Source organism: Stenotrophomonas maltophilia R551-3 (genome assembly GCF_000020665.1).
GTDB lineage: Bacteria > Pseudomonadota > Gammaproteobacteria > Xanthomonadales > Xanthomonadaceae > Stenotrophomonas > Stenotrophomonas maltophilia_L.
Map to the genome: position 1 here is coordinate 747893 of NC_011071.1, position 25265 is coordinate 773157.

22 protein-coding genes are annotated in these 25265 nt (G+C 67.3%); 11 read left to right on the top strand and 11 right to left on the bottom strand.

The window, feature by feature from the left end; translation table 11 throughout:
- Positions 1 to 5 precede the first annotated feature (5 nt).
- The 3 genes from olsF to SMAL_RS03225 all read left to right on the top strand — a co-directional run bounded on the left by olsF (position 6) and on the right by SMAL_RS03225 (position 3785).
- Entirely contained in the window at positions 6 to 1721 is a 1716-nt protein-coding gene (gene olsF, locus SMAL_RS03215; RefSeq protein WP_012510071.1) for a bifunctional ornithine lipid synthase OlsF, read from the top strand.
- Positions 1718 to 2518: a UDP-2,3-diacylglucosamine diphosphatase gene (locus tag SMAL_RS03220; protein ID WP_012510072.1), complete on the top strand. Its 801-nt coding sequence runs from the start codon at positions 1718 to 1720 to the stop codon at positions 2516 to 2518. Before olsF ends, SMAL_RS03220 begins: the two co-directional genes overlap by 4 nt.
- A 211-nt stretch (positions 2519 to 2729) precedes the next feature.
- Positions 2730 to 3785: a metal-dependent hydrolase gene (locus SMAL_RS03225; RefSeq protein WP_012510073.1), complete on the top strand. Its 1056-nt coding sequence runs from the start codon at positions 2730 to 2732 to the stop codon at positions 3783 to 3785.
- A gap of 58 nt (positions 3786 to 3843) precedes the next feature.
- Here the strand turns inward: SMAL_RS03225 and SMAL_RS03230 are convergent, their stop codons facing one another.
- The 6 genes from SMAL_RS03230 to SMAL_RS03255 all read right to left on the bottom strand — a co-directional run bounded on the left by SMAL_RS03230 (position 3844) and on the right by SMAL_RS03255 (position 10540).
- On the bottom strand, positions 3844 to 4842 hold the full coding sequence (locus tag SMAL_RS03230) for a glycosyltransferase family 2 protein (protein WP_012510074.1): 999 nt from the start codon (positions 4840 to 4842) through the stop codon (positions 3844 to 3846).
- An 8-nt stretch (positions 4843 to 4850) separates the two neighbouring features.
- Entirely contained in the window at positions 4851 to 6719 is a 1869-nt protein-coding gene (locus tag SMAL_RS03235) for a DUF7657 domain-containing protein (protein WP_229298178.1), read from the bottom strand.
- Between the two features lie 294 nt (positions 6720 to 7013).
- Positions 7014 to 7841 carry a class I SAM-dependent methyltransferase gene (locus tag SMAL_RS03240; protein WP_012510076.1) on the bottom strand — a complete coding sequence of 276 codons (828 nt, stop codon included), beginning with the start codon at positions 7839 to 7841 and terminating at the stop codon, positions 7014 to 7016.
- A gap of 114 nt (positions 7842 to 7955) precedes the next feature.
- Complete coding sequence (dusB, locus tag SMAL_RS03245; RefSeq protein ID WP_004144283.1) at positions 7956 to 8951, bottom strand: tRNA dihydrouridine synthase DusB; 996 nt, start codon at positions 8949 to 8951, stop codon at positions 7956 to 7958.
- Between the two features lie 158 nt (positions 8952 to 9109).
- Positions 9110 to 9541 carry a hypothetical protein gene (locus SMAL_RS03250; protein WP_012510077.1) on the bottom strand — a complete coding sequence of 144 codons (432 nt, stop codon included), beginning with the start codon at positions 9539 to 9541 and terminating at the stop codon, positions 9110 to 9112.
- Between the two features lie 81 nt (positions 9542 to 9622).
- Complete coding sequence (locus SMAL_RS03255; RefSeq protein WP_012510078.1) at positions 9623 to 10540, bottom strand: LysR family transcriptional regulator; 918 nt, start codon at positions 10538 to 10540, stop codon at positions 9623 to 9625.
- Positions 10541 to 10635: 95 nt separating this feature from the next.
- Between SMAL_RS03255 and SMAL_RS03260 the strand changes: the two genes are divergently transcribed.
- A complete protein-coding gene (locus tag SMAL_RS03260) occupies positions 10636 to 11823 on the top strand; it encodes an MFS transporter (protein WP_012510079.1) in 1188 nt (395 codons plus the stop codon).
- 53 nt (positions 11824 to 11876) lie between these two features.
- Here SMAL_RS03260 and SMAL_RS03265 read toward each other — a convergent pair whose 3' ends face one another.
- Together SMAL_RS03265 and SMAL_RS03270 are read right to left on the bottom strand one after the other, a co-directional pair.
- Entirely contained in the window at positions 11877 to 12842 is a 966-nt protein-coding gene (locus SMAL_RS03265) for a ribokinase (RefSeq protein ID WP_012510080.1), read from the bottom strand.
- Positions 12843 to 12867: 25 nt separating this feature from the next.
- On the bottom strand, positions 12868 to 14166 hold the full coding sequence (locus SMAL_RS03270; protein WP_004144334.1) for a NupC/NupG family nucleoside CNT transporter: 1299 nt from the start codon (positions 14164 to 14166) through the stop codon (positions 12868 to 12870).
- A 194-nt stretch (positions 14167 to 14360) separates the two neighbouring features.
- Between SMAL_RS03270 and SMAL_RS03275 the strand changes: the two genes are divergently transcribed.
- The 5 genes from SMAL_RS03275 (at position 14361) to SMAL_RS03295 (ending at position 19774) form a co-directional block, all read left to right on the top strand.
- Positions 14361 to 15332 carry an aldo/keto reductase gene (locus tag SMAL_RS03275; RefSeq protein ID WP_012510081.1) on the top strand — a complete coding sequence of 324 codons (972 nt, stop codon included), beginning with the start codon at positions 14361 to 14363 and terminating at the stop codon, positions 15330 to 15332.
- 246 nt (positions 15333 to 15578) lie between these two features.
- Positions 15579 to 15773 carry a hemin uptake protein HemP gene (gene hemP, locus SMAL_RS03280; protein WP_005412278.1) on the top strand — a complete coding sequence of 65 codons (195 nt, stop codon included), beginning with the start codon at positions 15579 to 15581 and terminating at the stop codon, positions 15771 to 15773.
- A gap of 153 nt (positions 15774 to 15926) precedes the next feature.
- Positions 15927 to 18170, top strand: coding sequence for a TonB-dependent hemoglobin/transferrin/lactoferrin family receptor (locus SMAL_RS03285; protein ID WP_428999158.1), 2244 nt, complete (start codon positions 15927 to 15929; stop codon positions 18168 to 18170).
- Between the two features lie 4 nt (positions 18171 to 18174).
- Positions 18175 to 18774, top strand: coding sequence for a ChuX/HutX family heme-like substrate-binding protein (locus SMAL_RS03290; RefSeq protein WP_012510083.1), 600 nt, complete (start codon positions 18175 to 18177; stop codon positions 18772 to 18774).
- 73 nt (positions 18775 to 18847) lie between these two features.
- On the top strand, positions 18848 to 19774 hold the full coding sequence (locus SMAL_RS03295) for a DUF6607 family protein (protein WP_012510084.1): 927 nt from the start codon (positions 18848 to 18850) through the stop codon (positions 19772 to 19774).
- 150 nt (positions 19775 to 19924) lie between these two features.
- Here SMAL_RS03295 and SMAL_RS03300 read toward each other — a convergent pair whose 3' ends face one another.
- The 3 genes from SMAL_RS03300 to SMAL_RS03310 form a co-directional block, all read right to left on the bottom strand.
- Positions 19925 to 20410 carry a hypothetical protein gene (locus tag SMAL_RS03300; protein WP_141650935.1) on the bottom strand — a complete coding sequence of 162 codons (486 nt, stop codon included), beginning with the start codon at positions 20408 to 20410 and terminating at the stop codon, positions 19925 to 19927.
- 108 nt (positions 20411 to 20518) lie between these two features.
- Positions 20519 to 23035 carry an ABC transporter permease gene (locus SMAL_RS03305; RefSeq protein ID WP_012510086.1) on the bottom strand — a complete coding sequence of 839 codons (2517 nt, stop codon included), beginning with the start codon at positions 23033 to 23035 and terminating at the stop codon, positions 20519 to 20521.
- A complete protein-coding gene (locus SMAL_RS03310) occupies positions 23032 to 23679 on the bottom strand; it encodes an ABC transporter ATP-binding protein (protein ID WP_012510087.1) in 648 nt (215 codons plus the stop codon). Before SMAL_RS03310 ends, SMAL_RS03305 begins: the two co-directional genes overlap by 4 nt.
- Before the next feature lie 75 nt (positions 23680 to 23754).
- On the opposite strand from SMAL_RS03310, the gene SMAL_RS03315 reads away from it, so the two are divergent.
- Together SMAL_RS03315 and SMAL_RS03320 are read left to right on the top strand one after the other, a co-directional pair.
- Positions 23755 to 24399, top strand: coding sequence for an arylesterase (locus tag SMAL_RS03315; RefSeq protein ID WP_012510088.1), 645 nt, complete (start codon positions 23755 to 23757; stop codon positions 24397 to 24399).
- 87 nt (positions 24400 to 24486) lie between these two features.
- A complete protein-coding gene (locus tag SMAL_RS03320) occupies positions 24487 to 25200 on the top strand; it encodes a response regulator transcription factor (RefSeq protein WP_002811889.1) in 714 nt (237 codons plus the stop codon).
- Positions 25201 to 25265 lie beyond the last annotated feature (65 nt).

Sequence of the window (25265 nt, forward strand, 5' to 3'; positions counted from 1 at the left end):
ACGCCATGCAGGAACTCGAACAGCGTCTCCAGCAACGCTTCCCCGATTGGTTCCATGGCCGTCGTGGCCAACTGGCCCGGCCCTTGCTGCGCAGCGTCGGACGCTGGTCGCGCCTGGACCAGATCGAAGCCTTCCTGCAGCGCAGTGCAGGATTGCGCGGATTCGGCTTCGTCGCCGCCGGCCTGGAGTTCATCGACGGCCAGTACCAGGTGGATCCAGCCGCGCTGGCGAAGATTCCCGCCACCGGCCGCCTGCTGATCGTCGCCAATCACCCCTCCGGAGCGCTGGACGCGCTGGCCCTGCTGGACGCGGTCGGCCGCATCCGCCGCGACGTGCGGATCGTGGCCAACGACCTGTTGGGGGCGATCGCGCCACTGCAGGACCTGCTGCTGCCGGTGCGCATCCTCGGTGGCAAGGCCCAGCGCGGCAGTCTGCATGCGGTCGAAGAGGCGCTGGCCGCCGAGCAATGCGTCATCGTGTTCCCGGCCGGTGAGGTCTCGCGGTTGTCGCTGCGCGGCATCCGTGATGGCCGCTGGCAGCGCGGTTTCGTCCGCTTCGCCCGTGCCGCCGGTGCGCCGGTGCTGCCGGTGCGGGTGGAAGCGCGCAACTCGGCGCTGTTCTACGGCGCCTCGACCCTGTTCAAGCCGGCCGGCACCGCACTGTTGGCGCGCGAGATGTTCACCCGTCGTGGGCGCCCGCTGCGCCTGTGCATCGGCGAGCCGATGCAGCTGGGCAAGGGCGGTGACCCCGGCGCACAGCTGCTCGCGGTGCGTCGCGCGCTGTACGCGCTGGGCCGCAATGGCACGACCGCCGATGCCGCGGCTCATGGCGGCCCCGAGCCGCTGGCCGCGCCGGTCCCGCCCTCGCAGGTCGCCGCGGGTATCGCGGCCGCCACCCAGCTGGGCCAGACCGCCGACGGCAAGCAGATCCTGCTGGCGACCTGTACGGCCGATTCTCCGCTGCTGCTGGAACTGGGCCGTCTGCGCGAGCTGACCTTCCGCCGGGTCGGTGAGGGCACCGGCCGCAGCCGCGACCTGGACGCCTTCGATCCGCAGTACGAGCACATCGTGATCTGGGACGCGGCCGCGCAGCGCATCGCCGGCGCCTACCGCATCATGCGCGGTGCCCACGCGCTGGCCCGGCACGGCCTGTCTGGGCTCTACAGCGCATCGCTTTTCCGCTATTCCGACGACGCCATCACCCACATCGCCGAGGGCCTGGAACTGGGCCGCAGCTTCGTGGTGCCCGACTACTGGGGCAGCCGCAGCCTGGACTACCTGTGGCAGGGCATCGGTGCCTACCTGCAATGCCGGCCGGGTATCCGCTACCTGTTCGGCGCAGTGTCGATCAGCGCAGCACTGCCGCGTGATGCGCGCGAGCAGCTGGTGGCGTACTACCAGCGCTACTACAGCGGTACCGCCGGCCTGGCCGAATCGAACCGCCCCTTCCAGTACTTCGCCGCGCCGCCGAGTTTCGGCGAGCTGGATGCAGGTGCCGCGTTCGATGTGCTCAAGGCCAACCTGGCCGCACTGGGTACCGGCGTGCCGACGCTGTACCGCCAGTACACCGATCTGTGCGAACCCGGTGGCGCCCGTTTCCTTGCCTTCGGTGTCGACCCGGACTTCAGTGATTCGATCGACGGCCTGATTGAAGTGGACCTGTGTGCGATACGGCCCAACAAGCGCAAACGCTACCTGCGCGACGCGGGGACGCCGGCATGAGCGCGCTGGCGAACCTGTCGCCGCACCGGCGCGCAGTGTTCGTCTCCGACGTGCACCTGGGGTCACGTCACTGCCATGCCACTGAGCTGGCGCGGTTCCTCTCGCAGCTGCGCTGCGAACGGTTGTACCTGGTGGGCGACATCATCGACCTGTGGTGGATGGCGCATCGCCGCGCCAACTGGCGGCAGTCGCACAGTGAAGTCATCCAGGCCCTGCACGCGTTGCGCCGTGCCGGGACCGAGATCATCTACATTCCCGGCAATCACGACGCATCGTTGCGCCACGTATGTGGGCTGATGCTGCCGGCCATGCAGGTGCGCCGTCGCGCCATCCATGTGACCGCCGATGGCCGTCGCCTGCTGGTCGCGCACGGCGACGACTACGACGGTGTGACCCACTTCGGTGGCCTGCAGGAAAAGTTCGGCGACTGGTTGTACTACCGCATCCTCACCGGCAACCAGGCGCTGAACGCGGTGCGACGCCGGCTGGGGATGCGCTACTGGTCACTGTCGGAGTTCCTGAAGAAGCGCAGTGGTGCGGCCGAGCGCTATATCGAGCGCTTCGTGCAGGCCGGGCTGGACGACGTGCGCCGGCGCGGCCTGGATGGCATCGTCTGCGGCCACATCCACCGCGCTGCCTTGATTGAACGCGATGGCCTGGTCTATGCCAACGACGGCGACTGGGTGGAGAGCCTGACCGCACTGGCCGAAGACCATGATGGCGCGCTGCGCCTGCTCGACCACAACGGGCAGACCCTGGTGGAGCTGCCAGGGGCGCGTATCAAGCAGGCCGCCTGACCCGCTCTTGTAGAGTCGAGCCATGCTCGACTATCGCGCGCAGCGCAGAATGTGTGGTCCCCTTGTAGAGTCGAGCCATGCTCGACTGCCGTATGCGACGGGGTCGGACCGAAAAACAGTCGAGCATGGCTCGACTCTACAAAAAAGGCGCGAGCGGCACTCTTCAACAGGTGTGCCAGACGGCGCGCACGCAAGCCGCTAGCATCGGTCCATGGATTCCCTTACCCAGATCGTGCTCGGTGGCGCCGTCGCCGCTGTCATCGCTCCGCCCGGCCATCGCCGCGCGGCCCTGCTGGCTGGTGCCGCGCTCGGCACCCTGCCGGATCTCGATGCCCTGTGGCTGGGCTTCACTGCTGCCGATCCGGTGGCGAACATGATCGAACACCGCAGCTTCAGCCACTCGCTGCTGGTGCTGCCCTGGGTGGCGGCACTGATCTGGTGGTTGTTCAAGCGCTTCGGCAATGGCCGCGTCGCCCAGTCACCTGTGCGCTGGTTCTGGGCGATCCAGCTGGCGCTGGTCACCCATCCCATGCTGGATGCGTTCACCGTCTACGGCACTCAGCTGTGGTGGCCGTTGCGGCCACACCCGACCATGGGTTCCAGCGTCTTCATCATCGATCCCGGCTACACGGTGTGGCTGCTGCTGGGCTGCGTGCTGGCCTGGTTTGGCCGCGCCCGTCCCTGGGCGGGCAAGGTGCTGGGCGTGGCACTGCTGCTCAGCAGCGGCTACCTGGGCTGGGGCCTGATCGCCAAGGCGCAGGTCGACCGTGCCGCGCAGCAGAGCCTGGCTGCGATGGGGCTGGGCGATGCGCCGCGGTTCTCGGTGCCGATGCCGTTCAACACGCTGCTGTGGCGGGTGGTGGCGATGACCCCGAATGGCTACGTGGTGGGCGACCGTTCGCTGGTGGCCGACCATGGACCGATGCAGTTCGAAGGCCATCCCTCCAACGTGCAGGCATTGCGCGAAGCGGAGGGCATTCCGGCCGTTCAGCAGCTGCAGTGGTTCAACCGCGGTTTCATGCGTGCGCAGGTGGTCGACGGCCGGCTGGTGCTGAGTGATCTACGCATGGGCCTGGAGCCGGACTACACCTTCAACTTCGCCGTGGCCGAGCAGGTGGATGGGCAGTGGCGGGCGATCACGCCCGAGCAGCCGCGGGTGGACTACAGCAGCCCGGCCGCGCGTGCCGATGCCGGGCGCCGGCTGGCGGCGATGTGGCAGCGCATCTGGCATGCGCCCGCAGTACCTTCAGCCGGTGCCGCCGAGTAGAGCCACGCCACGCGTGGAAGGTGGGGTATTGGCGGCGGCAGCCACGCATGGCGTGGCTTTACTGCGGTGCGCGGTTGAGTTTGATCGATCGGTTCAATACCTGGCGCGGGACATTGGCGATATCGAAGCCGACGAATGCGAGCAGGAACTGCAGGCCCGAGATCAACGCGACCATGGTGATCATGATCGTGCCTACCGGTGTGGCGACATCGGCCTGCGCCGAGCGAATCCAGTGATACAGGCCGAACAGCCCACCGAAGGTGAGCAGGCTGCTGCCGGCGACCAGCTCCAGCGACGCGATGCTGAGATCGCGCAGGAAATAGTTGTAGGCAATGCGCTTGAGCGTGTTGCGCATGTGCTTGAAGGTGAATTCGCCGAGGATGCGGCCAATGCGGAGATTGCTGGTCTCGTCGCCGTAGTGGGCATCCATGGCCACGTCCTGGACAACCGCGCGTACGGTGTTCAGGCGGAACAGCATGTCCGTCTCGAAGAAGTAGCGGTCGCTGACAGCATCGAGCTTGAGGTGGCTGGCGACCCTGGCATGGATGGCGGTGTAGCCATTGGTCGGATCGAATACCTGCCAGTATCCGGACGATGCCTTGGTCATGAAGGACAGCAGCAGGTTGCCCAGGCGTCGCACGGGCGGCATGCGACGGATGTGGGTCAGATTCCAGAAACGATTGCCCTTGGTGTAGTCCGCGTGGCCTTCCGCGATGGGGGTGACGAAATCCATGAGTAGTGCCGGATCCATCTGTCCGTCGCCATCGACCTTGACCAGGATGTCCATGCCATCGGCAATGGCCGCGCGGTAGCCGGTCTTGATGGCGCCGCCGACGCCGCGATTGTGCTCATGGAACAGCACGGTGACGCGCGGGTCGCTGGCTTCGGCCTGGATGAGCCGGCCGCTGCCATCAGGGCAGGCATCATCCACGCAGTAGATTGCCGTCACCGTTGGGTCGATTGCGGCCAGCACCGCCAGCACGTGGCGGGTCACCCTGTAGCAGGGGATCACCACGGCGATCCGCGGGGTTGGCGTAGCAGGTTGCGCTGTACCCATCGTCGGACTCACGGTTGCGCCCCTGCGCGGCAATCCCGGGTTCCGGGCGTGGCGCAGGCCGGGGCCGCAAGCAGGATGTTGGCCGGCACTTCCACCAGATCACCCTGCAGCACGCGCGGCATATCGCTGTCGGCGGCCACGGTGATGTGGTGGTAGCGGTTGAAGGTGAAATTGAACGCTTCGTCCTGCATCGCCGGGAAGTACCGGCCGAAGTAATCCAGCTGTGGCAGGTACAGCACGTGGTTCACGGCTGCGATCCCGGCGCCGGGCAGAAGCGCCCCGAAGCCCCCCGGGGCGACCAGTACGCCTTCGGTGTTGTTGCGCGCGCCTCGCGCCTGCAGCGATTGCAGGACGGCAGTGCGGTCCATCGCGAAGATCGGACCGGCGGGTTGCACCGGATTGAACAGGCCGTTGCCCAGCAGGTTGGCCAGTGCGGCAGTGGCCAGCACCAGGCTGGCTGCATGCACCGAAAGCCTCGGGCGCTTTGCCGCAATGGCGAGCGCGGCCAGGCACAGGTACGGCAGTGCATCGGCGGTGCTGTGCAGGCGGCTGAGCTGACCCTCGCCGAACAGGAACTTGGCCAGGCTGCCTGCCACCAGCAGCGCGGCCAGCAGCAGCAGGCGCCAGCGCTCGAGGCGAACCCCGCATCGCACCAGGATCATGGCGCAGCCGATGTTGAGCAACAGGCCGAAGGCGAGCAGTGCGCGGGCGGGCGGCACCATCGACAGGCCCGTCAGCTTGCCGACCACGGCGGGAATGGGCAGGAAGATCCAGCAGGCGATCAACAGCAGGCCTGCTGCCAGGATCAACAGCGTGCTGCGATGGCTTCCCGCCCATGCGCGGAGCCGCGCACCATCGGCCAGTACCACGGTGAACAATGGCAGCAGGCTGCCCAGGACCGCGATTTCGCAATCGTTGGATGCCTTGAACAGTGGCAACGGTGCGAACCGGTAGGTCATCAGGTTCGGAAAGAGATGCGCCAGCAGGGTCGTCAGTCCGACACCACCACCGGCACTTTGCCGCTGGCCCGGATACACCGTGTTGCGCACGATCGGGATGATGTCGTGGAAGTAGCCGACGAATACGGCCAACGCGATCGCACCGGCAACTGCGGCGTCGAACAGCCGCCGCAGCGTGATGGCGTCGCGGCGGAAGGCCAGCACCAGAACCGCCATGGCCAGCAGCGAGGAAATGATGAACGGCGGGTAGGACACCGCAACCAGCCATGCCGCCAGTGCATAGGCACTGGCCGCGATACGCAAGCCACGATGGCCGATGCGCAGCCACGCCACCGCAGCCCAGGGCGCCAGCGCAAAGGCACCGGCGTTGCTGGTCCACCAGACCTGTACGAAAGGAGCGAAGAACAGCGTGACTGACACCAGCATCGCGGCCAGTGCCGGCAACCGCAATTGGCGCAGGAACAAGGCCCATCCGCACAGGAAGGCCATGGCCATGAACATGAAAAAGAACGAATAGGCGTTCGCGGCAGGTAGCAGGAAGAATGCCCAATGGTAGGGCTTGAACAGCAGGCCCCAGTCCAGAAGTGGCAGCGCCTGGAAGGTGCGCAGCGACTCGTGGTACGCCGAGTGCGCGTTGACCTGGCCGAAATCGTTGCCGACGGCGATCTGGATGTAAGGCGTGAACACCATCCATTCGTCGGTGCGGATGTAGCGCGCAGTGCCGAGCAGCGGTTGCTGCGGCGCCAGGCCCAGATACTCGTAGGCCAGCGCATAGGAAGATGGTGTCAGTGCGAACGCGACATAGAGGATGCACAACAGCGCGACGATCCCGGCGAACAGGCGTGCCTGGCTGGACCGAAGCCCACCCAGCAGGCTTGCGTCATGGGCAGGCAAAGGCGTTGGGGCGCTGTCACTCATCTCGTTCTCGAAGGTCGGGTCCATCCATGCGCGATGTGCCCGCGCACCGATGCCCGAGGGCAGCAGAGGGGGATCCTGGCACGCGCCTTTCTCGGCCGGGATTGGCGGATTCTAACGGGTTGCCGCCGCAGCTGCTGGTGGGACGAGGCCCGCTTCAGTACACCGCTGGCGCGGCCTTGCACGAGTGCGGCTTCGCATCAGAAGGTCCCCGCCATGCGTGGATGGCGGGGACATCGGCGGCTGCAGCCACGCAAGGCGTGGCACTACTGCATCAATCGGCCGTGCAGCGTCGGTTCAATACACCGTCGCGCGGCCCTGCACGAACGAGTAGAAGAACACCGCGTTCGGGTCGTTCTGCACCAGGCGGAACTCGCGGCGCATGCCCTCCACTGTCTCCTCGTCCACGCTGCCGGCCTGCAGCAGCGGGTCGGCCGCCGACAACAACAGCTGCTCCCAGAACGCGATCATGGTCTTGCGGCGTGCCGGCTCGCGGTTGTCCAGGTGGATGGTCTTGATCTCGGTATGCACATCGCGGAAGCCGCCGGCCAGCAGCAGGTTGCCCAGCTTGGCGCCGACGAACGGGTCGCCGCCGTGGTCGTACTGGAAGTCGTTGAAGGCCATCCAGTAGCGCCAGATGTGCGGCGAGTAAGGGTCGAGCAGGAACGAGGCGTTCATCACCTCGGTGATGTACACCGGCGAACCCGGGGCCAGCACCCGTCGCACTTCGCTCAGCACGCGCGCCGGTGACGGCACGTGTTCCAGCACCCAGCACAGGAACGCCGAATCAAAGCTGCGGGCCTCGAACGGCAGTTCGCCGGCATCGGCCTGCTGCAGGGTGTAACGGTCGCTGCACCACGGCGTGCGCGCCAGGTTCTCGCGCGCGGTCTGCAGTTGGGTCTCGCTCAGGTCCACGCCGGTCACGTGCAGCTCGGGGAAGCGGCGCAGCAGGATCTCGGTCTGTGCACCGACACCGCTGCCGACTTCCAGCAGACGGCGGGCGCCGCTGTAGTCGATCTGGCCGAAGATGCTCGATTCCAGCAGCCGAGCCTGGGTCATCAGGCGCTGCTGCTCGGTGCCGGAGAATCCGTGCAGGTAGGTCGGGGAAGAGATCGGCGGGGTCATGATGGGCTCTTGTAGCGTCGAGCTTGCTCGACTGCTCTGGAAATTCAGTCGAGCAAGCTCGACTCTACGGTTTGAGGAATCAAGCAAGCTCGACCCTACGGTGTAGCGGTTCGCTCAGGCAGCAGAAGACAACGCCGGTTCCCCGGCGATCAGGCTGTCGAAGTAATCGGTGGTCAGTGCGATCTGGCTGGCCGGATCCTCGGCACGGTTGACCACAGCACGGAACGCCGCGTTTTCCGGCCGGTCCTTGGCGTACCAACCCAGGTGCTTGCGCGCGATGCGCACGCCCTGCGGTTCGCCGTAGAACGCGTGTAGCGCGTGCAGATGGCCGAGCAGGATGTCGCGTACTTCGGCCAGCGACGGCGGCGGCAGTTCCTCGCCGGTGGCCAGGTAATGCGCCACCTCGCGGAAGATCCACGGCCGGCCCTGCGCCGAGCGGCCGATCATCACTGCATCCACGCCGGTCTGCTTCAACACGAAGGCAGCCTTCTGCGGCGAATCGATATCGCCATTGGCGATGACCGGGATGCGCAGCGCGGCCTTGATCTCGCCAATGGTGGCGTACTCGGCCTGGCCTGTGTAGTGCTGGTCGCGGGTGCGCCCGTGCACGGCCAGCGCAGCAATGCCGCTGTCCTCGGCAATGCGCGCGATCAGCGGGCCGTTGCGATGGTCGCAGTCCCAGCCGGTGCGGATCTTCAGGGTGACCGGTACGTCCACCGCGTTGACCACGGCTTCAAGGATGCGCGCCACCAGCTGCTCGTCGCGCATCAGCGCCGACCCCGCCCACGCATTGCACACCTTCTTGGCCGGGCAGCCCATGTTGATGTCGATGATCTGCGCGCCGTGGTCGACGTTGTAGCGTGCCGCCTCGGCCAGCTGCTGCGGCTCGGTGCCGGCGATCTGCACGCTGATCGGGGCCGGTTCGCCGTCGTGGTCCATGCGGTGGATCGACTTGCGCGTGTTCCAGAAGCGCGGGTCGCTGATGGTCATTTCCGAGGCGGCCAGGCCCGCACCCAGCCGTTTGCACAGCAGGCGGAAGGGCTTGTCGGTGACGCCGGCCATGGGCGCCAGCACGACGTTGGGAGCAATGGAGTACGGGCCGATCTGCATGCGCCCATTGTAGGGCGCAGGCACCCACTCGAACGTGCCCGGCACGGCCGGGTTCAGGCCTATCCGGACCGTTCTCATGCCGCACGGGCATCAGCAGATGCTTGACGGTTGCTTCCGCCGCCCCCAGGGGCAGGCGATGGTAGGCGGCTGGGCGGGGCCTAGCCCAAGGCCTGCCAGGCCTGGCGGGTGCCCAGCGCGAAGGCCAGGCCCAGTCCCAGGCAGGCCAGTGAACTGGTCACCCAGAATCGCGCGCCGTTGTAACCCGGCCGGATCAGTGCCAGCCCGAAGCCCATCCCCGCGCGCAGCAGCAACAGCAGGGCGATGCCCGACAGGATCTGGCGGCTGCCCGGCAGCGGCGAATGCCAGCCGGCGGCTGCCAGCGCGTACAGCGTCCAGATCACCAGCACGGCAGTGATGCCTGCGGTCATCAGCGGCGGCCACCAATGCCCGGCCTGGGCCAGCCGCACCACGCGCGAGCCAGCACCGAAACGCTGGTACCAGGCCGCGCCGAAGGCGATGCAGCCGATGTGCAGCAGCGCTGCGATGGCACTGCCAGCGGCTGCGACCAGCAGCCAGGGGAATCCGTCCATGTCCTGCCCGTGCAAGGAAGCTGCGCGGATGGTGGGCGAGGGCCGCGGTGCCGGCAATGCGACGGGCGGTCGCAGCAGGGATCAGTGCGGAGGGTCGATCCGCAATCCGGCGCCGAGACGGTCCAATGCCACATCCACGCGCGGCAGCCGTTGCCGGCCCTGCGGCCACAACAGCCGCAACGGCAGGCCACGGCAGTCCAGCGCCGGCAGGATCGACACCAGGCTGCCGCGCGCCAGCGCGTCATCGACCAGCCAGGTGGCCAGCTGGGCAATACCGAAGCCCGCCTCGACGGCCGCCACCTGTGCTTCGGCACTGCCGACCACCAGCCGTGCGCGGGCCTGCAGCGGTGCACTGCGCTGCCCGCCATCGGCCACCTGCCACGGGCCGATACTGCCGTCGGCACGGCCGAACAGCACGCCATCGTGGTCGGCCAGCTCCGCTCCGGAAGTCGGCAGGCCGTGCCGCTGCAGGTAGGCCGGCGATGCACAGAAGCGCAGGCATTCGTGGCCGAGCAGGCGGCTGCCGAGGGTGGCCGGCAACGGCTCCGGGCCACCGATGCGCACGGCCAGATCGACGCCGTCCTCGGCCAGATCGATGAAGCGGTCGCTGAAGGTCACTTGTGGTCGCAGCCGGGGAAACTCGGCGGCCAGCTGCAGCAGCAGCGGCCACACTTTCAATCGCCCGAAGGTGGCCGGAGCGTCCACCCGCAGGCGGCCCACCGGGGCATCGGCATGCGCGGCCAGCACCGATTCGGCATCGGCCAGTTCGCCAAGCACGCGCACGCACGTGCGGTAAAAGCCTTCACCGGCCTCGGTCAGGCGCAGGCGGCGAGTGCTGCGTTCGAACAACCGTGCCCCCAGGCGCGCTTCCAGTCGGGCAACGGTCTTGCCGACTGCCGAACTGGTCAGGTGCAGGCGCTCGGCGGCGGCGGTGAAGCTGCCGGCTTCGGCGGTGGCGACGAAGGCCTCGATGCCGCGCAGCCGCTCGTTGGGAAGCATGGGCGAATTTCTGTCCGGAATGGATGGAAAACATAGCAGCAATCGGAACAATGGGAGGAAATAGGCTGGGCGGCCCTTGTCCCTGGCGGTCCTGAATGTCTTCCCTCGATTGTTCCGTTGCCACCGGTCACCGTGCTGCCCGTGCCCGCGTGTCCGTTGCACTGTTGGCGGTCTCCGCGTTCGTCATCGTCACCACCGAATTCCTGATCGTCGGCTTGCTGCCGGCGCTGGCGCGCGATCTCGGCCTGGGCATCGCACGCGCCGGGCAGCTGGTCACCCTGTTCGCGTTCACCGTGATGCTGGCCGGACCACCACTGACCGCACTGCTGGCGCATCTCGACCGGCGTCGCCTGTTCGTGGCCATCCTGCTGCTGTTTGCGGCCTCCAACGCGCTCGCGGCGGTGGCCACGCTGCCGTGGTTGCTGGCCCTGGCGCGGGTGTTGCCCGCGTTGGCGCTGCCGGTGTTCTGGGGCACGGCCAGCGAGACTGCTGCGCAGCTGGCGCCGGCGGGGCAGGGCGGGCGTGCGGTGGCACGGGTCTATCTGGGCATCACCGCCGCGATGCTGTTCGGCATCCCGCTGGGTACGCTGGCCGCCGAGGCCATCGGTTGGCGCGGCAGCTTCTGGCTGCTGTCGGCGCTGTCACTGCTGATGGCGGGCGCACTCGCACTGTGGATGCCGGGCACCGCTGCAGAGCCACGGCGCGCGCTGGGCGAACAGGCGCGTGTGCTGCGGCAGCCGTGGCTGCTGGGCAACGTGCTGCTGTCGGTGCTGGTGTTCACTGCCATGTTCGCCGCCTACACCTATCTGGCCGACGTGCTCGAACGCCTGTTGCAGGTTCCCGCCGCGCAGGTGGGCTGGTGGCTGATGGGTTTCGGTGCGGTCGGGTTGTTTGGCAATGCACTGGGCGGGCGTTGGGTGGATCGTGCACCGCTGGGCGCGACGCTGGCGTTCTGCACGGTGCTGGCGCTCGGCGTGCTGGCCAGCGTCTGGCTGGCCGGGCAGGGAGGGTTGGTGGTCATCGCACTGGCGTTGTGGGGTGTTGCGCATACCGCGCTGTTCCCGCTGTGCCAGGTGCGGGTGATGCGCGCGGCGCCGCAGGCGCAGGCGCTGGCCGGCACCTTGAATGTGTCGGCGGCCAATGCTGGTATCGGCCTGGGCGCGCTGCTCGGTGGCGGTGCCATCGAACGTTGGGGCCTGGATTCGCTGGGCGTGGTGGCCGCTGCGGTGGCGCTGCTGGCAATCGCAGCCGGGCTGCTGCTGCGACGTGCGGAGGAACCATGAAAAAGCCCGGGCATCTGCATGCCCGGGCTCGTTCATCCACGCATGGCGTGGATCTACTTTGCTTCGGAATCAGCCGGGGTGAAGCGCGGCATCGCCGCAGCAGCGCCTTCCTTCTCGGTCGAGCGACCGGCGAACTGGTTGGCGAAGCGCACGTGGCGGGCGAACGGGGCATCGGCCACCTGCGCCAGCGACGCGGCCAGCGCGCCATTGAAGGCGTCACCGGCACCGGTGGTGTCGATCGCCTGCACCTGTTCGGCACCCACGCGGTAGTACGGCTGGGTATCGCCGCGCAGGTTCTCGTCGGCATGCGACACGAACACGCCCACCGAACCCAGGGTCACCACCACCGTACCGTTGCCGACCAGCTTGCGGCACAGCGCATGCAGGCTGGCGCCATCCAGCGCGGCGACGTCGTTGGCATCCACGCGCTCACCGACATGGCGGCCGAGCAGGGCGGCGAACTCGGTCTCGTTCGGGGTGATCACATCGGCCAGCTTGAGCAGGCCGATGGTCGAGGGAGCGTCGGCCGGTGCGGTGTTGAGCACCGTGGTGACGCCGGCTTCGCGGGCCGTGGCCAGCGCTGCTTCGATGGTCTGTACCGGCGATTCCAGCTGCACCAGCACCACCTTGGCGCCGGCCAGCAGCGCGTGCTGCTGTTGCAGGAAGTCGGTGCTCAGTGCGGCGTTGGCACCCGGGCCGATCACGATGGTGTTGCGGCCACGGGCATCCACGTAGATACCAGCGGTGCCAGTCGGTTCGCTGCTGGCTTCGGCGATCAGCCCGAAGCCATCCTGTGCGGCCAGCTCGCGGGCGGTGGCGCCACCGGCGTCATCGCCCAACGCGCACACGAAGTGCGTGTCGGCACCGGCGCGGCAGGCCGCCACGGCCTGGTTGAAGCCCTTGCCACCGGGGCCGGTGCTGTAGCGGCCGGCAATGGTCGCACCCGGTGCCGGCAGCGACTCGCACCGCCACACGTGATCGACATTGAAGGAACCGACGACAACGACACTGCTGCTCATAGGGAATCTTTTCTCAACCAAGGGTTCAACTGAAGTGCGTCAGCACGCCGGCGATGGTCGCCGTCATGAAGGTGGCAATGGTACCGCCCAGCACCGCGCGCAGGCCGAACTTGGCCAGATCGTGGCGACGTTCCGGGGCCAGGCCGCCGATGCCGCCGATCTGGATCGCGATCGAGCTGAAGTTGGCAAAGCCGCACAGCGCGTAGGTGGCGATCAGGCGACCTTCGTCGGACAGGCTCACGCCCGCCACCTGGCCGTTCACGATCTGCGACAGCTCTGTATAGGCGACGAATTCGTTGATCACGACCTTCTGGCCGATCAGCGAACCAACGGTGGTGGCGTCGGCCCACGGCGTGCCGATCACCCAGGCGATCGGGGCCAGCACGTAGCCGAAGATGGTCGACAGGTTGGTCGGCTTGCCGATCTGCGCGGCCAGTCCGGTCACTTCACCGATCCAGGTCAGCGGGGCGTTCAGCAGCGCGATCAGTGCGATGAAGGCCAGCAGCATCGCGCCGATGTTCAGCGCCAGCTTCAGGCCGTCACCGGCGCCAGCGGCTGCGGCATCGATGATGTTGCTGGAGGTCTTCTCCACTTCCATCTTCACCGTGCCGCGGGTGAGCGGGGTACCGGTTTCCGGAATCAGCAGCTTGGCCACGACCAGCGTGGCCGGCGCGGCCATGATGCTCGCCGCCAGCAGGTGCTTGGCGTAGAACGCCTGCTGTACCGGGTCGCCGCCGCCGAGCATGCCCACGTAGGCCGCCAGCACGCCGCCTGCGATGTGGGCCATGCCGCCGATCATCATGGTCAGCAGCTCGGACTGGGTCATCTTGGCGATGTACGGGCGCACCGTCAGCGGCGCCTCGGTCTGGCCGATGAAGACGCTGGCGCAGACGCTGGTGGTTTCCGCACCGGACACGCGCATCACCTTGGTGATCGACCAGGCCATCACGCGCACGATGCCCTGCATGACGTTGAGGTGGTACATCACCCCCATCAGCGCCGAGAAGAAGATGATGGTCGGCAGCACCTGGAAGGCGAAGATGAAGCCGTAGTTCTTGACGTCCATCAACGAGCCGAAGATGAACTTCGAACCTTCGTTGACGAAACTCAGCACCTTCACGAAGCCGTGGCCCAGCGCATCGAACACGTCGCGGCCGCCCGGCACCAGGATCACCAGCGCCGCGAACGCGATCTGCAGGGTGATACCGGTGGCAACCAGCTTCCAGTCAACCGCGCGCTTGTTGTTGGAAAACAACCAGGTGATGCCGATCAGCACCGCCAACCCGAACAGGCCGAAGCCGATCCTGCCCAAACCTTCGACCATGTGAGTGACTCCCCTGGGGCGTCGCGAAAAACGGGAAGCCTAGTGCAGGGCAGGGGCCGGGGCAAGGAAAAGCAGCGTGCGCGCGGCCATCGGTACCGATCAGGCCAGCAACGGCAAGGGGTTGCAGCCGGCAGGGGCAGGTAGAATGGCGGTTCGATCCCGGCCCGGATGCGGGCCCGCAGCAGGAGATTCGCATGCAATACCGTCGCCTGGGCTCCACCGGCCTGCCGATTTCCGCCCTGTCCTTCGGTGCCTGGGTGACCTTCGGCGACCAGATCCCGCGCGACGAGGCCCGCAACCTGGTGGCCGCCGCCTGGGATCATGGCGTCAACTTCTTCGATAATGCGGAGGGCTACGCCAACGGCCGCGCCGAACAGGTGATGGGCGATGTGATCACCGACCTGCGCCTGCCGCGCGATGGCTTCTGCGTGTCCAGCAAGGTGTTTTTCGGCAGCGCCAAAGACCCTCGGCCGACCCAGCGTGGGTTGTCACGCAAGCACGTGACCGACGCCTGCCACGCCGCGCTCAAGCGCCTGCGGGTGGATTACCTCGACCTTTATTACTGCCACCGCCCGGATCCGGACGCACCGATCGCCGAGACCGTGCACGCCATGGACACCCTGGTGCGGCAAGGCAAGATCCTCTACTGGGGTACCTCGGAGTGGTCGGCGGCGCAGATCCAGCAGGCGCTGGACATCGCCGAAGCGCACAACCTGCAGGGCCCGTCGATGGAGCAGCCGCAGTACAACCTGCTGCACCGCGAGCGGGTCGAGGTCGAGTACGCGCCGCTGTATGCCGGCGCCGGCCTGGGCACCACCATCTTCTCGCCGTTGGCGTCAGGCCTGTTGAGCGGCAAGTACGACCAGGGCATCCCGGCCGATGCACGGTTGGGCCGCGAGGGCATGGAATGGCTGCAGGACCTGGTGCTGGGTGCAGACGCCGAGGCACGGCTGGCCCAGGTGCGCCGTTTCAGCGAGGTCGCGCGCTCGCTCGGTCACGCCCCGGCGACGCTGGCGATTGCCTGGTGCCTGCGCAACCCGAACGTCTCCAGCGTGATCCTCGGCGCCAGCCGGGTCAGCCAGCTGCTGCAGAACCTGCAGGCACTGGACGTGCTGGAGCAGGTCGATGCCACCGGCTGGGCCCAGGTCGAAGCCGTCTTTGCCTGACAGCCCTCTGTAGAGTCGAGCCACGCTCGACTCCGCGCGCAGTGCGGGTTTCACCTGGCCGGGATCGAAGGGCAGTCGAGCAAGGCTCGACTCTACAAAAGCCGCCCGCCCCATCTTTCAATTGATGAAATCTATCGAATTTCAGAATTCGATCATTAATCTCATCAATGAAATTGAGAATGGTTGTTGATTGTCAACTGAGAATCATTATCATTTAACTCGTCCCTCGCACGAGTCCAGATGCTCATGAATGCTCAACCTGTACTGCTGCGCCCCGAAACGCTGACCCTCCGCGATCGTCCGGTCCGCGTCGTTCCGCCGGAAGAGGTCATCGACAGCGAAGCCCTGCTCAAGGGCCGTCGTGAAATCCTGATCCAGCACGGCGACCGCTTCTATCGCCTGCGTCACACCAGCAACGACAAGCTGATCCTGACCAAGTAATCGCGGCCTGGTCGCCCGCCTCCCTCGCTCCTGCCGGCAGCGCCGACAGGGTGGGCGACCCGTCCGCTCCCGCTCTCTCCCCCTCGGTCTACCGCGTGCACCTTCCGGGTGTGCCGGTAACCGGGGGTTCCCTTGCCTGACCGAATGAACCCGATGACCCGCCATACCGCCCTGTGTCTCGCCGTCTGGATGGCCTTGCCGCTGTCCGCCCACGCTGCTGCTGCCGCCGCGCCCGATGCGCGCGAATTCGACCGGGTGCAGGTCACCGCCACCCGCACCGAACGGGCCGTGAGCGACGTCGCGGCCACCGTCGACGTCATTGACCGCGAGCAGATGGACCGGCACCTGGTACAGGACATCAAGGATCTGGTGCGCTACGAGCCGGGCCTGTCGGTCACCCGCAGCGCCACCCGCTTCGGCCTGGATGGTTTCCGCATCCGTGGCCTGGATGGCAACCGCGTGCGCATCCAGACCGACGGTATCGTCATGCCGACCCGGTTCGATATCGGTTCGTTCGCCAGTTCCAACCGCAACTTCACCGATCTCGATACGCTCAAGCGCGTGGAGATCGTGCGCGGCCCGGCCAGTTCGCTGTACGGCTCCGACGCATTGGGCGGCGTGGTCGCGTTCGTCACCAAGGACCCGGCCGACTACCTCAAGGACGGCAAGAACAGCTACTTCGGCCTGAAGTTCGGCTACGACGGCGAGTGGAAGGGCCTGCTTGGCGGTGCCACCGCTGCTTTCGGTGGCGAGCACTGGAGCGGTCTGGTCAACGTCAACCACCACCAGGGCCAGGAAACGGACAACAAGGGCACGGTACGCAGCGACAACGACACCCGTACGGCGTCCAATCCGCAGGACCGCGACGGCCGCAGCCTGCTCAGCAAGCTGGTCTACGCACCGAGCGAAGACCAGCGCTTCCGCCTGACCGTGGAAGGCAACGAAGACACCACCGATACCAATGTGTTGTCGGCGATTGCCAGCGTTGCACCGCGCCCCGGCGCGATGGCTGCGGCCACTGGCATGAAGTCCCACGACACCCAGAAGCGCAACCGCGTGTCCTTTGCCCACGAAATGGATGCGCTGGACCAGCCGTTCGCCGACAGCCTGCATTGGCAGGTGTATGCGCAGAACAGCGAAACCCGGCAGCAGACCGACGAGACCCGCACCGACGGCAGTCGTCGCCACCGCGTGTTTTCCTTCGACCAGCATGCCTATGGCCTGCAGGCGCAGTTCAACAAGGCCTTCAGCACCGGTGCGGTCGAACATGCGTTGACCTACGGCTTCGAGGGCACGCGCACCGAGATCCGCCAGAAGCGCGACGGCTATCAGGTCAACCGTGCCGGTGTGGTCAGCAACACCGTTACCCCCGACACCTTCCCGGTGCGTGACTTCCCGATCAGCAAGACCACCGAGTTGGGCCTGTACGCGCAGGATGAAATGCGCCTGGCCGACGGCAAGCTGTCGCTGGTGCCGGGCGTACGCGTGGACCGTTACGAGCTGAAGCCGGAAGTGGACAGCATCTTCGCCGAAGACAATCCGACTACCGCCGTAGCGCAGCTGAAGAAGACCAGCGTGTCGCCGAAGCTGGGCATGGTCTGGCGCTTCACCGACGAATGGTCGCTGTTCGCCGGCTATGCGCGCGGCTTCCGGTCGCCGCCGTACAACGACGTCAACATCGGCCTGACCAACGTCGCCTTCGGATACACCGCCATCGCCAACCCGGACCTGAAGCCGGAAACCAGTGACGGCTACGAGCTGGGCCTGCGCTTCATCGCACCGGCTGCGTACGTCAGCGTCAGTGGCTACTACAACGATTACAAGGATTTCATCCAATCCAACGTCGATACCGGCAGGAACGCACAGGGATTGACCGTGTTCCAGTCGCAGAACATCGCCGACGCGCGCATCTATGGTGCGGAAATGAAGGCCGGTATCGAGTTCGGTGAACTCAGTCCGGCGCTGAAGGGCTGGGCGCTGCGCAGTGCGTTGGCCTGGTCGCGTGGTGACAACCGGACCGATGACGAACCGCTGGCCTCGGTCGATCCGTTGCGTGGCACGCTGGGCCTGATGTACGACACCGATACCTGGGGCGTCGAACTGGCCGGCACCTTCGTGCAGCGCAAGAAGCGCCTGCCGCCGCCGGCGGCGCAGACCAATCCGAACGCACCGGCGTCGTTCGTCTACCAGCCGGCCGGCTACGGCGTGCTGGACCTGATGGCGCACTGGAACTTCGCACCGGGTGCGACCTTCAATGTCGGCGTGTTCAACCTGGCCGACAAGCGCTACATCGAATGGTCGTCCATCACCCCGAGCCTGATCACCAATCGCGCACTGAGCGATCGTTTCAGCAGCCCGGGCCGCACCTTCTCCGCCAGCCTTGCCGTTTCCTGGTGACCTCATGAGCCGAGCACTGTCCGCACGCAGGAATGACTCCATCGCCGCTCCGTACAGCGCGGCCTGGCCGACCCCGGCACAGCTGGCCACGCTCGGCACCGTGCTGTGCCTGTACCACGCCGACGGCAACGAGCTGGGCGGCTGGCGCCAGGCCGTACGCGTGCATGCCTGCCAGGGCGTGGACAGCGAAGGCCTGCGCGAAAGCCTGTGCTTCCTCGATGGCCGCGGCCGCTGCGTGTGGCGCCTGTACCTGCTGCCGGACAGCGACTTCCTGGCCTGGGACCGGCTGGTCGCCGCGCTGCCGCCGGGCCCGGAACACGACAGCGATGCCAGCGTCGGCGAACGCCTGTGGCGGCGCCTGGCCGGCCATCTGGGGGGGCAGCGCTGGCGCCTGTGCGCGCTGCGCCTGCATGCCGCCGACGATGGCCGCACCCTGGCCGCCAGCCTGTCGACCCTGTCCTCGCTGGGCGCAGCCACCGCGCGCCGCATTGCACGGCTGGAAGGTGCCGAAGGCGAGCTGGCAATCGACGATTGCTGCTGTGCCGATGCCGCGCGGCGTCCGGCGCCACGGATTCCCGGCGACCTGCCGCTGATCCGCCTGTGACCCACTCCTGATGGAACGCCTGTCGGCCACGGACGGCCTCTCAACGCATCTGCAACCCCGAAGGAAGACCCCGATGAAGCTCCAGACAGCCAGCGTCATGCTGCTGCTCGCCGCCAGCGGCGTGGCCAGCGCGCAGCCCTCCGATATCGCCCGTGACCACGACAGCATCCTTGCCATGCAGGGTGAGTACACCGTGGACTTCGCCTTTGACGAGACCGTGCTGCTGAAGCCGGGCTACGAGCGCGCACCGGCGATGCGCAGTGGCGGCAACGAAGTGGTCATCGTGGTCGAAGACACCCCGAAGCGCATCGTGCTGCAGCACCTGCTGCTGGACGAGAAGAGCGGCCACATCACCAAACACTGGCGCCAGGACTGGGTCTACGAAGCGCCGAACCGTTTCGAGTTCAGTGCCGACCAGACCTGGAAGGTGCGCAGCATTCCGGCGGCGGTGAACCAGGGCGCCTGGACCCAGTGCGTGTACGAAGTGAGCGACGCACCGCGCTACTGCGGCACCGGCACGTGGACCTACACCAACAACGTGCCGAGCTGGAGCAGCGACCTGAGCTGGCGTCCGCTGCCGCGCCGTGAGTACACCAAGCGCAGCGACTACAACGCACTGGCCGTGATCAACCGCCACACGCTGACCCCGAACGGCTGGACCCACGAGCAGTTCAACACCAAGGTGCAGCGCAACGCCGACGGCAGCCAGGTGGAGATCGCACGCGAGTTCGGCTTCAACGACTACGTGAAGACCACCGAGGTCGATTTCACCCCGGCGCGCAACTACTGGAAGGCCACTGCCGGTTACTGGGCCAAGGTGCGCCAGCGCTGGGATGGCTTCCTCGGCCAGGCGCCGGGCGTGCACCTGAAGACCAAGATCGACGGCATGGCGATGATCATCCCGATGTTCACCCAGGCCGAAGAGATCCAGGCCGGCAAGAAGGTGAAGGACAAGCAGATCGACGACGTGTTCGCCAAGTACGTGGAAAAGGCCCAGTAAGTCGAGCCATGCTCGACTCCACGGCAGCATCCACGCGTGGTGTGGATGTGCTGTGCCGGATATCCGCTCCTGGTAGGTGCCGAGCTTGCTCGGCACGCTCTCCATCGGTGATCGCACACCGCATCCACGCCATGAGTGGATGCGATGCACTCAAGACGCCTTCTCGCCCAAGGTGGTCAGGTCCAGCCCGGCGTCCTGGAAGGCACGCAGGGTGGCCTGCAGGCTGGCCTCGTCATCGCGGGTGCGGACGCCCATGACAGCTTGGTGGCAACGCACTCGATCCGTGCTGCAGGCGCTCCGGTCCGGCAGCAGCAGCGCGGTCTGTGCGACGAGGATCGCCATGTGCGCCACTTCCTTTCTCGGTTTCGGTTGGCCCCGGTAGAACCGGTCGAACTCAGTACGCAGGTCGGCCACCACGTCGGCATCGCTGCGCGTGCGTGACACGCTGGCCGGAACCAGATAGGTCGGGTGGCCCTCGTGGAAGGCTTGCGCTTCATCGGCCAGCACCGTTTCCAGCACGAAAGCCTGCACCGCGTCAGGAACATAGCCCTCCGCCGCGCGGGCGCCTGCGGGTAGCACCGCGGTGAGCAGCGGGGAACTGGCGAGAAGGATGCGCAGACAGACGCCGTATTTCATTTTCATTCCTTGAACATCGGGAGCGCGGTGAACGAGGTTCCGCTTCCGGACGATCTGATCGGGTGGGGCGCGCAGCATAGCGCCCCACCCGAGCGTGTCACGATCGCGTCAGGCTTCGCGCAGGGCCAGTGCCGGTGGCGTATGCAGGATCGCGCGCGTGCCCCACCAGCCTGCCAGCAGGCTCAAGCCGATGCCGACCACGCCGCCGATCAGCAGGCCCGGCCACGGCGGCAGCAACGGCAGCTCGAACACCTTCTGCGAGACCGCCACACCGATCGCAGCGGCCGCGCCCACCGCCAGCAACGCGGCCAGCGTGCCCAGCGCACCGAATTCCACCAGTACCGCGCCACGCAGCTGGCGCCGGGTCGCGCCCAGCGTGCGCAGCACTGCGCTGTCGTAGCGCCGCTCGCCCGCCGTGGCCTGCAGTGCGGCCAGCAGCACCAGCACGCCGGCGAGCAGGCTGAACACCATCACCAGCTGCACCGCCTGCGCCACCCGTTCCATCACATCGCGCACCTGCGAGATCACCGCGTCCACGTCCAGCAGCGACAGGTTCGGCTGCGCGCGTACCAGCTCGCCCAGTCCGGCGGCCTTGCCGGCCGGTAGATGGAATGCCGACAGCAGGTTGTGTGGCGTATCGCCCACCGCGTTCGGGTTCAGCAGCACGAAGAAGTTCGGACGGAAGGTGTTCCAGTCCGCCTTGCGCACGCTGGTGACAGTGAACTCGCGCTCCTGCTCGCCCACCGCAATGGTGATGCGGTCGCCCGGATACACGCCGTAGCGCTTGGCCCAGCCGATTTCGACCGAGGCTTCGGCGGCGGTGCTGTCTGCCTTCCAGAACGTACCGTTGACCAGCGTGTTGGCTGGCGGGAAGCTGCTGCGCCAGCTGAAGTTCAACGGCCGGTTTTCGTCATCGTCATCGCGCTGGCCTTCGCCGGACGCCGGCTGCCCGCTCTGTTCCGGCGAGCGGTCCACGCGCAGCGGCGGCTTGCCGTTGATCGCGATCAGGCGGCCGGTGGCCATCGGTTCGATGCTGGCGTCGTTGGCGCCCAGTCCACGCAGCGCGGCCAGCACGTTGTCGCGCTGCTCGGGCTGGATGTTGATCAGGAAGTAGTTCGGCGTATCCGCGGGCAGTCGCTCGCGCCACTGCTGCAGCAGGCCGGGACCGGTCACCGCCAGCAGCAACAGCGCGCACAGCGACAGCGACAGCCCCACCAGCTGCATCACCGCCAGCATCCGGCGCCGGGTCAGCGCCGCCAGGCCCAGTCGCCAGTTGCCATGCAGACGGTGCTGCAGGCCGCGCAGCAGCTGCAGCAGCACGAAGCCGACCACGCCGGCCGCCACCGCCAGCGCGGCCAGGCCGCCCAGCACCCACAACGCCAGCTTGAGATCACCGGTGACCTGCACCGCCAGCAGCAGACTGGCCGCCAACGCCGCCACGTAGGCCAGCAGCGAAGCCGGCGGCAGGGCGGCGAAGGAACGGTTGAGCACCCGCATCGGCGGCACCCCGCGCAGGCGCAGCAGCGGCGGCAGGCCGAAGCCGAACAGCAGCAACAGCCCGATGCCGGCGCCGGTCAGCGCGGGCATCGCTTCCGGCAACGGCAGGCGCTGCGGCACCAGGCTGCCCAGCACCTGCACCAGGCCTTCCTGCGCAGCCATGCCGAGGGCAATGCCGAGTGCACAGGCCGGCACCGCCAGCATCAGCAGCTGCAGTGCCAGGCCGGACAGGATGTCGCGCTGGCGCGCACCCAGGCAGCGCAGGATCGCCACCTGGTCGATGCGGCGCAGGGCGAAGCGGTTGGCCGCCAGTGCCGTGGCCACGCCGGCCAACAGCACCGCCAGCAGCGCGCTCAGGCCGAGGAAGCGCCCGGCCAGGTCGAAGGCCTGGCGTACGCCACGCTGGGTGTCGTCCACGCTCAGCAGGCGCAGGCCCTTGATCTGCGGCAGTAGCCACTGGCGCAGCGCAGCAACCTGGTCGGCCGGCCCGGCGAACATCAGCCGGTAGTTGATGCGGCTGCCCGGACCGAGCAGGCCGGTGCCTTCCACATCGGCGCGGTTGACCAGCAGGGTGGGGGAAAGCGTAAGCAGGTCGCCGCCGGTATCCGGCTCGGCCTCGATGATGCCGGCGATGCGCAGCGTGCCAGCGCCGAATTCAAGGTCGTCACCGGCCTTCAGTCCCAGCCCCTGCAGCAGGCGTGGGTCGGCATAGGCCTGGCCCTTGGCCGGCATGCCGGCGTTGTCGATCAGGGCGCCCCCGGGCGTGGCTCGCACCCGCAGCGTGCCACGCAGCGGATAGCCCGCCTGCACCGCTTTGATGCTGGCCATCTGGCTGGCATCACCGTTGAACAGCACGCTGCCGAAGCTGGCGATGCGGGTATGCGCCAGACCGCGTCGCTGCGCCTCGTCGGCGAACGCCTGCGGCGGGTCATCGCGCCCGGCGATGCCGAGGTCGCCGCCAAGCATTTCCGCTGCGCTGCCGGTCAGTGCCAGGTTGACCCGGTTCACCAGCGTGCCGACCGCGGTCATCACCGCCACGCCCAGCACCAGCGCGGCGAACACTGTCAGCAGGTCGCCGGCCAGCGCCTCGCGGCGCAGCGCGCGCCACGCGTGCCGCAGCAGGTTCATGCCTGCGCCCCACGCTCGACCGGCAGCAGGCGGCCGTCGTCGATGCGGTGGATGTACTGGCAACGCTGGGCCAGGCGCAGGTCGTGAGTGACCAGCACCAGGGTGGTGCCGCTGCCGGCGTTGAGTTCGAACAGCAGGTCGCTGATGTGCTGGCCGGTGGCGTGGTCCAGCGAACCGGTCGGTTCGTCGGCGAACAGGATGCGCGGGCGGGTGACGAAGGCACGTGCCAGCGCCACGCGCTGCTGCTCGCCGCCCGACAACTGGCGTGGGTAGTGGCGGGCACGATGGCCCAGGCCGACCTGCGCCAGTACCTCGTCGACGCGTGCGCGGTCCTCGCGCCCGGCCAGCTCCAGCGGCAACGCGACGTTCTCGGCGGCGGTCAGCGCCGGCAGCAGGTGGAAGCTCTGGAACACGAAGCCGACCTCGCGTGCGCGCAGCTGGGCGCGGGCTTCCTCGTCCAGCGCCGCCAGATCCTGGCCGGCCAGCGCGATGCTGCCGCGGCTGGGCAGGTCAAGCCCGGCCAGCAGGCCGAGCAGGGTGGTCTTGCCGGAACCGGACGCGCCGACGATGGCCACGCTGGTGCCTTCATGGACGGTCAGGGTGATGTTGTCCAGTATGTGGACTTCACCCTCCGGGCCCTGCACGGATTTGCCGACCTGTTCGACGGCGATGGCGACGGGCGCGCTGCGGGGGGACAGGCTGTCGATGAGGAGACTCCAATGCGCAAGACGGGATGGAGCCGGCGAGCCGGCGCGATGATGGTGCTGTTGCTGGGGTTACTGCTGCTGCCCGGGCTGGCCTCTGCCAAAGGTCCGGCCGGCACGGTGCTGGTGCTCGGCGACAGCCTCAGTGCTGCCCACAATATCCCTGCCGACGCCGGCTGGGTCAGCCTGCTGCAGCAGCGGGTCAGGCAGCAGTCGAAAACCCCGGCGCGCATCGTCAATGCCAGCATGAGCGGTGAGACCACCGCCGGCGCTCTGACCCGCCTGCCGGGCCTGCTGGCCAAGGAGAAACCGACTGTGGTGGTGATTGCCCTCGGCGGCAATGACGCACTGCGCGGGCTGACCCCGGCGCAGGTGCAGGGCAACCTGGAAAAGATGGTGCAGGCCAGCCAGAAGGCTGGTGCCAAGGTGCTGCTGCTGGGCATCGATGTACCACCCAACTATGGGGCGGGTTATCGCCAGCGGCTGGCGGCGGCCTACAAGGCACTGGCCACGCAGTACAAGGTGCCGCTGCTGCCGTTCCTGCTGGAAGGTGTGGCACTGCAGCCCGGGCTGATGCAGGCTGATGGCCTGCACCCGACCGCGCAGGCGCAGCCGAAGGTGCTGGACAACGTCTGGCCATTGCTGCGGCCCCTGCTCTGAACGATTTACATCCCTCTTGACGGAACTTCACATCGCGTCCACCGTCGATCCGGCATGTTTCACAAAGCTGAAGTTAGAGGGAATCACATGCGTCAGACGAAGGAGACCTCCGGCTTGGTGCTGGTGGTCGAAGACAACCGCAACATCTCCGAGATGATCGGGGAATACCTGGAAGGTCGCGGCTTCGAAGTCGACTATGCACAGGACGGCCTGGATGGCTACCGCCTTGCGGCGGAGAACAGCTATGACGTCGTGGTGCTCGACTTGATGTTGCCGCGCCTGGATGGCATCGAAGTGTGCCGTCGCCTGCGCAACGATGCGCGCAAGTCCACCCCGGTGCTGATGCTCACGGCACGCGACACGCTGGATGACAAGCTCACCGGGCTCGGTTTCGGCGCCGATGACTATCTGACCAAGCCGTTCGCGATCCAGGAGCTGGAAGCACGCCTGCGCGCGCTGATCCGTCGCGAACGCCGTCAGGTCGGTTCGGAAGTGCTCAAGGTCGCCGACCTGGTGCTCGATCCGGTCAGCATGCGTGCCACCCGTGCCGGCACCGAGCTGCAGCTGTCGCCGATCGGCCTGCGCCTGCTGACCATCCTGATGCGCGAATCGCCGCGCGTGGTCACCCGCCAGGAGATCGAGCGCGAGATCTGGGGCAACGGGCTGCCGGATTCGGACACCCTGCGCAGCCATCTGTACAACCTGCGCAAGATCATCGACAAGCCGTTCGACCGCCCGCTGCTGCACACCGTACAGAGCGCCGGTTACCGCATTGCCGATATCGCCCAGCCGATGGCCTGAGCAGGGCCATCGCCGGTGCAGCAGCAAGCCCGGCCGGGCAACGGCCACGCACCAGGGCAGGGCAT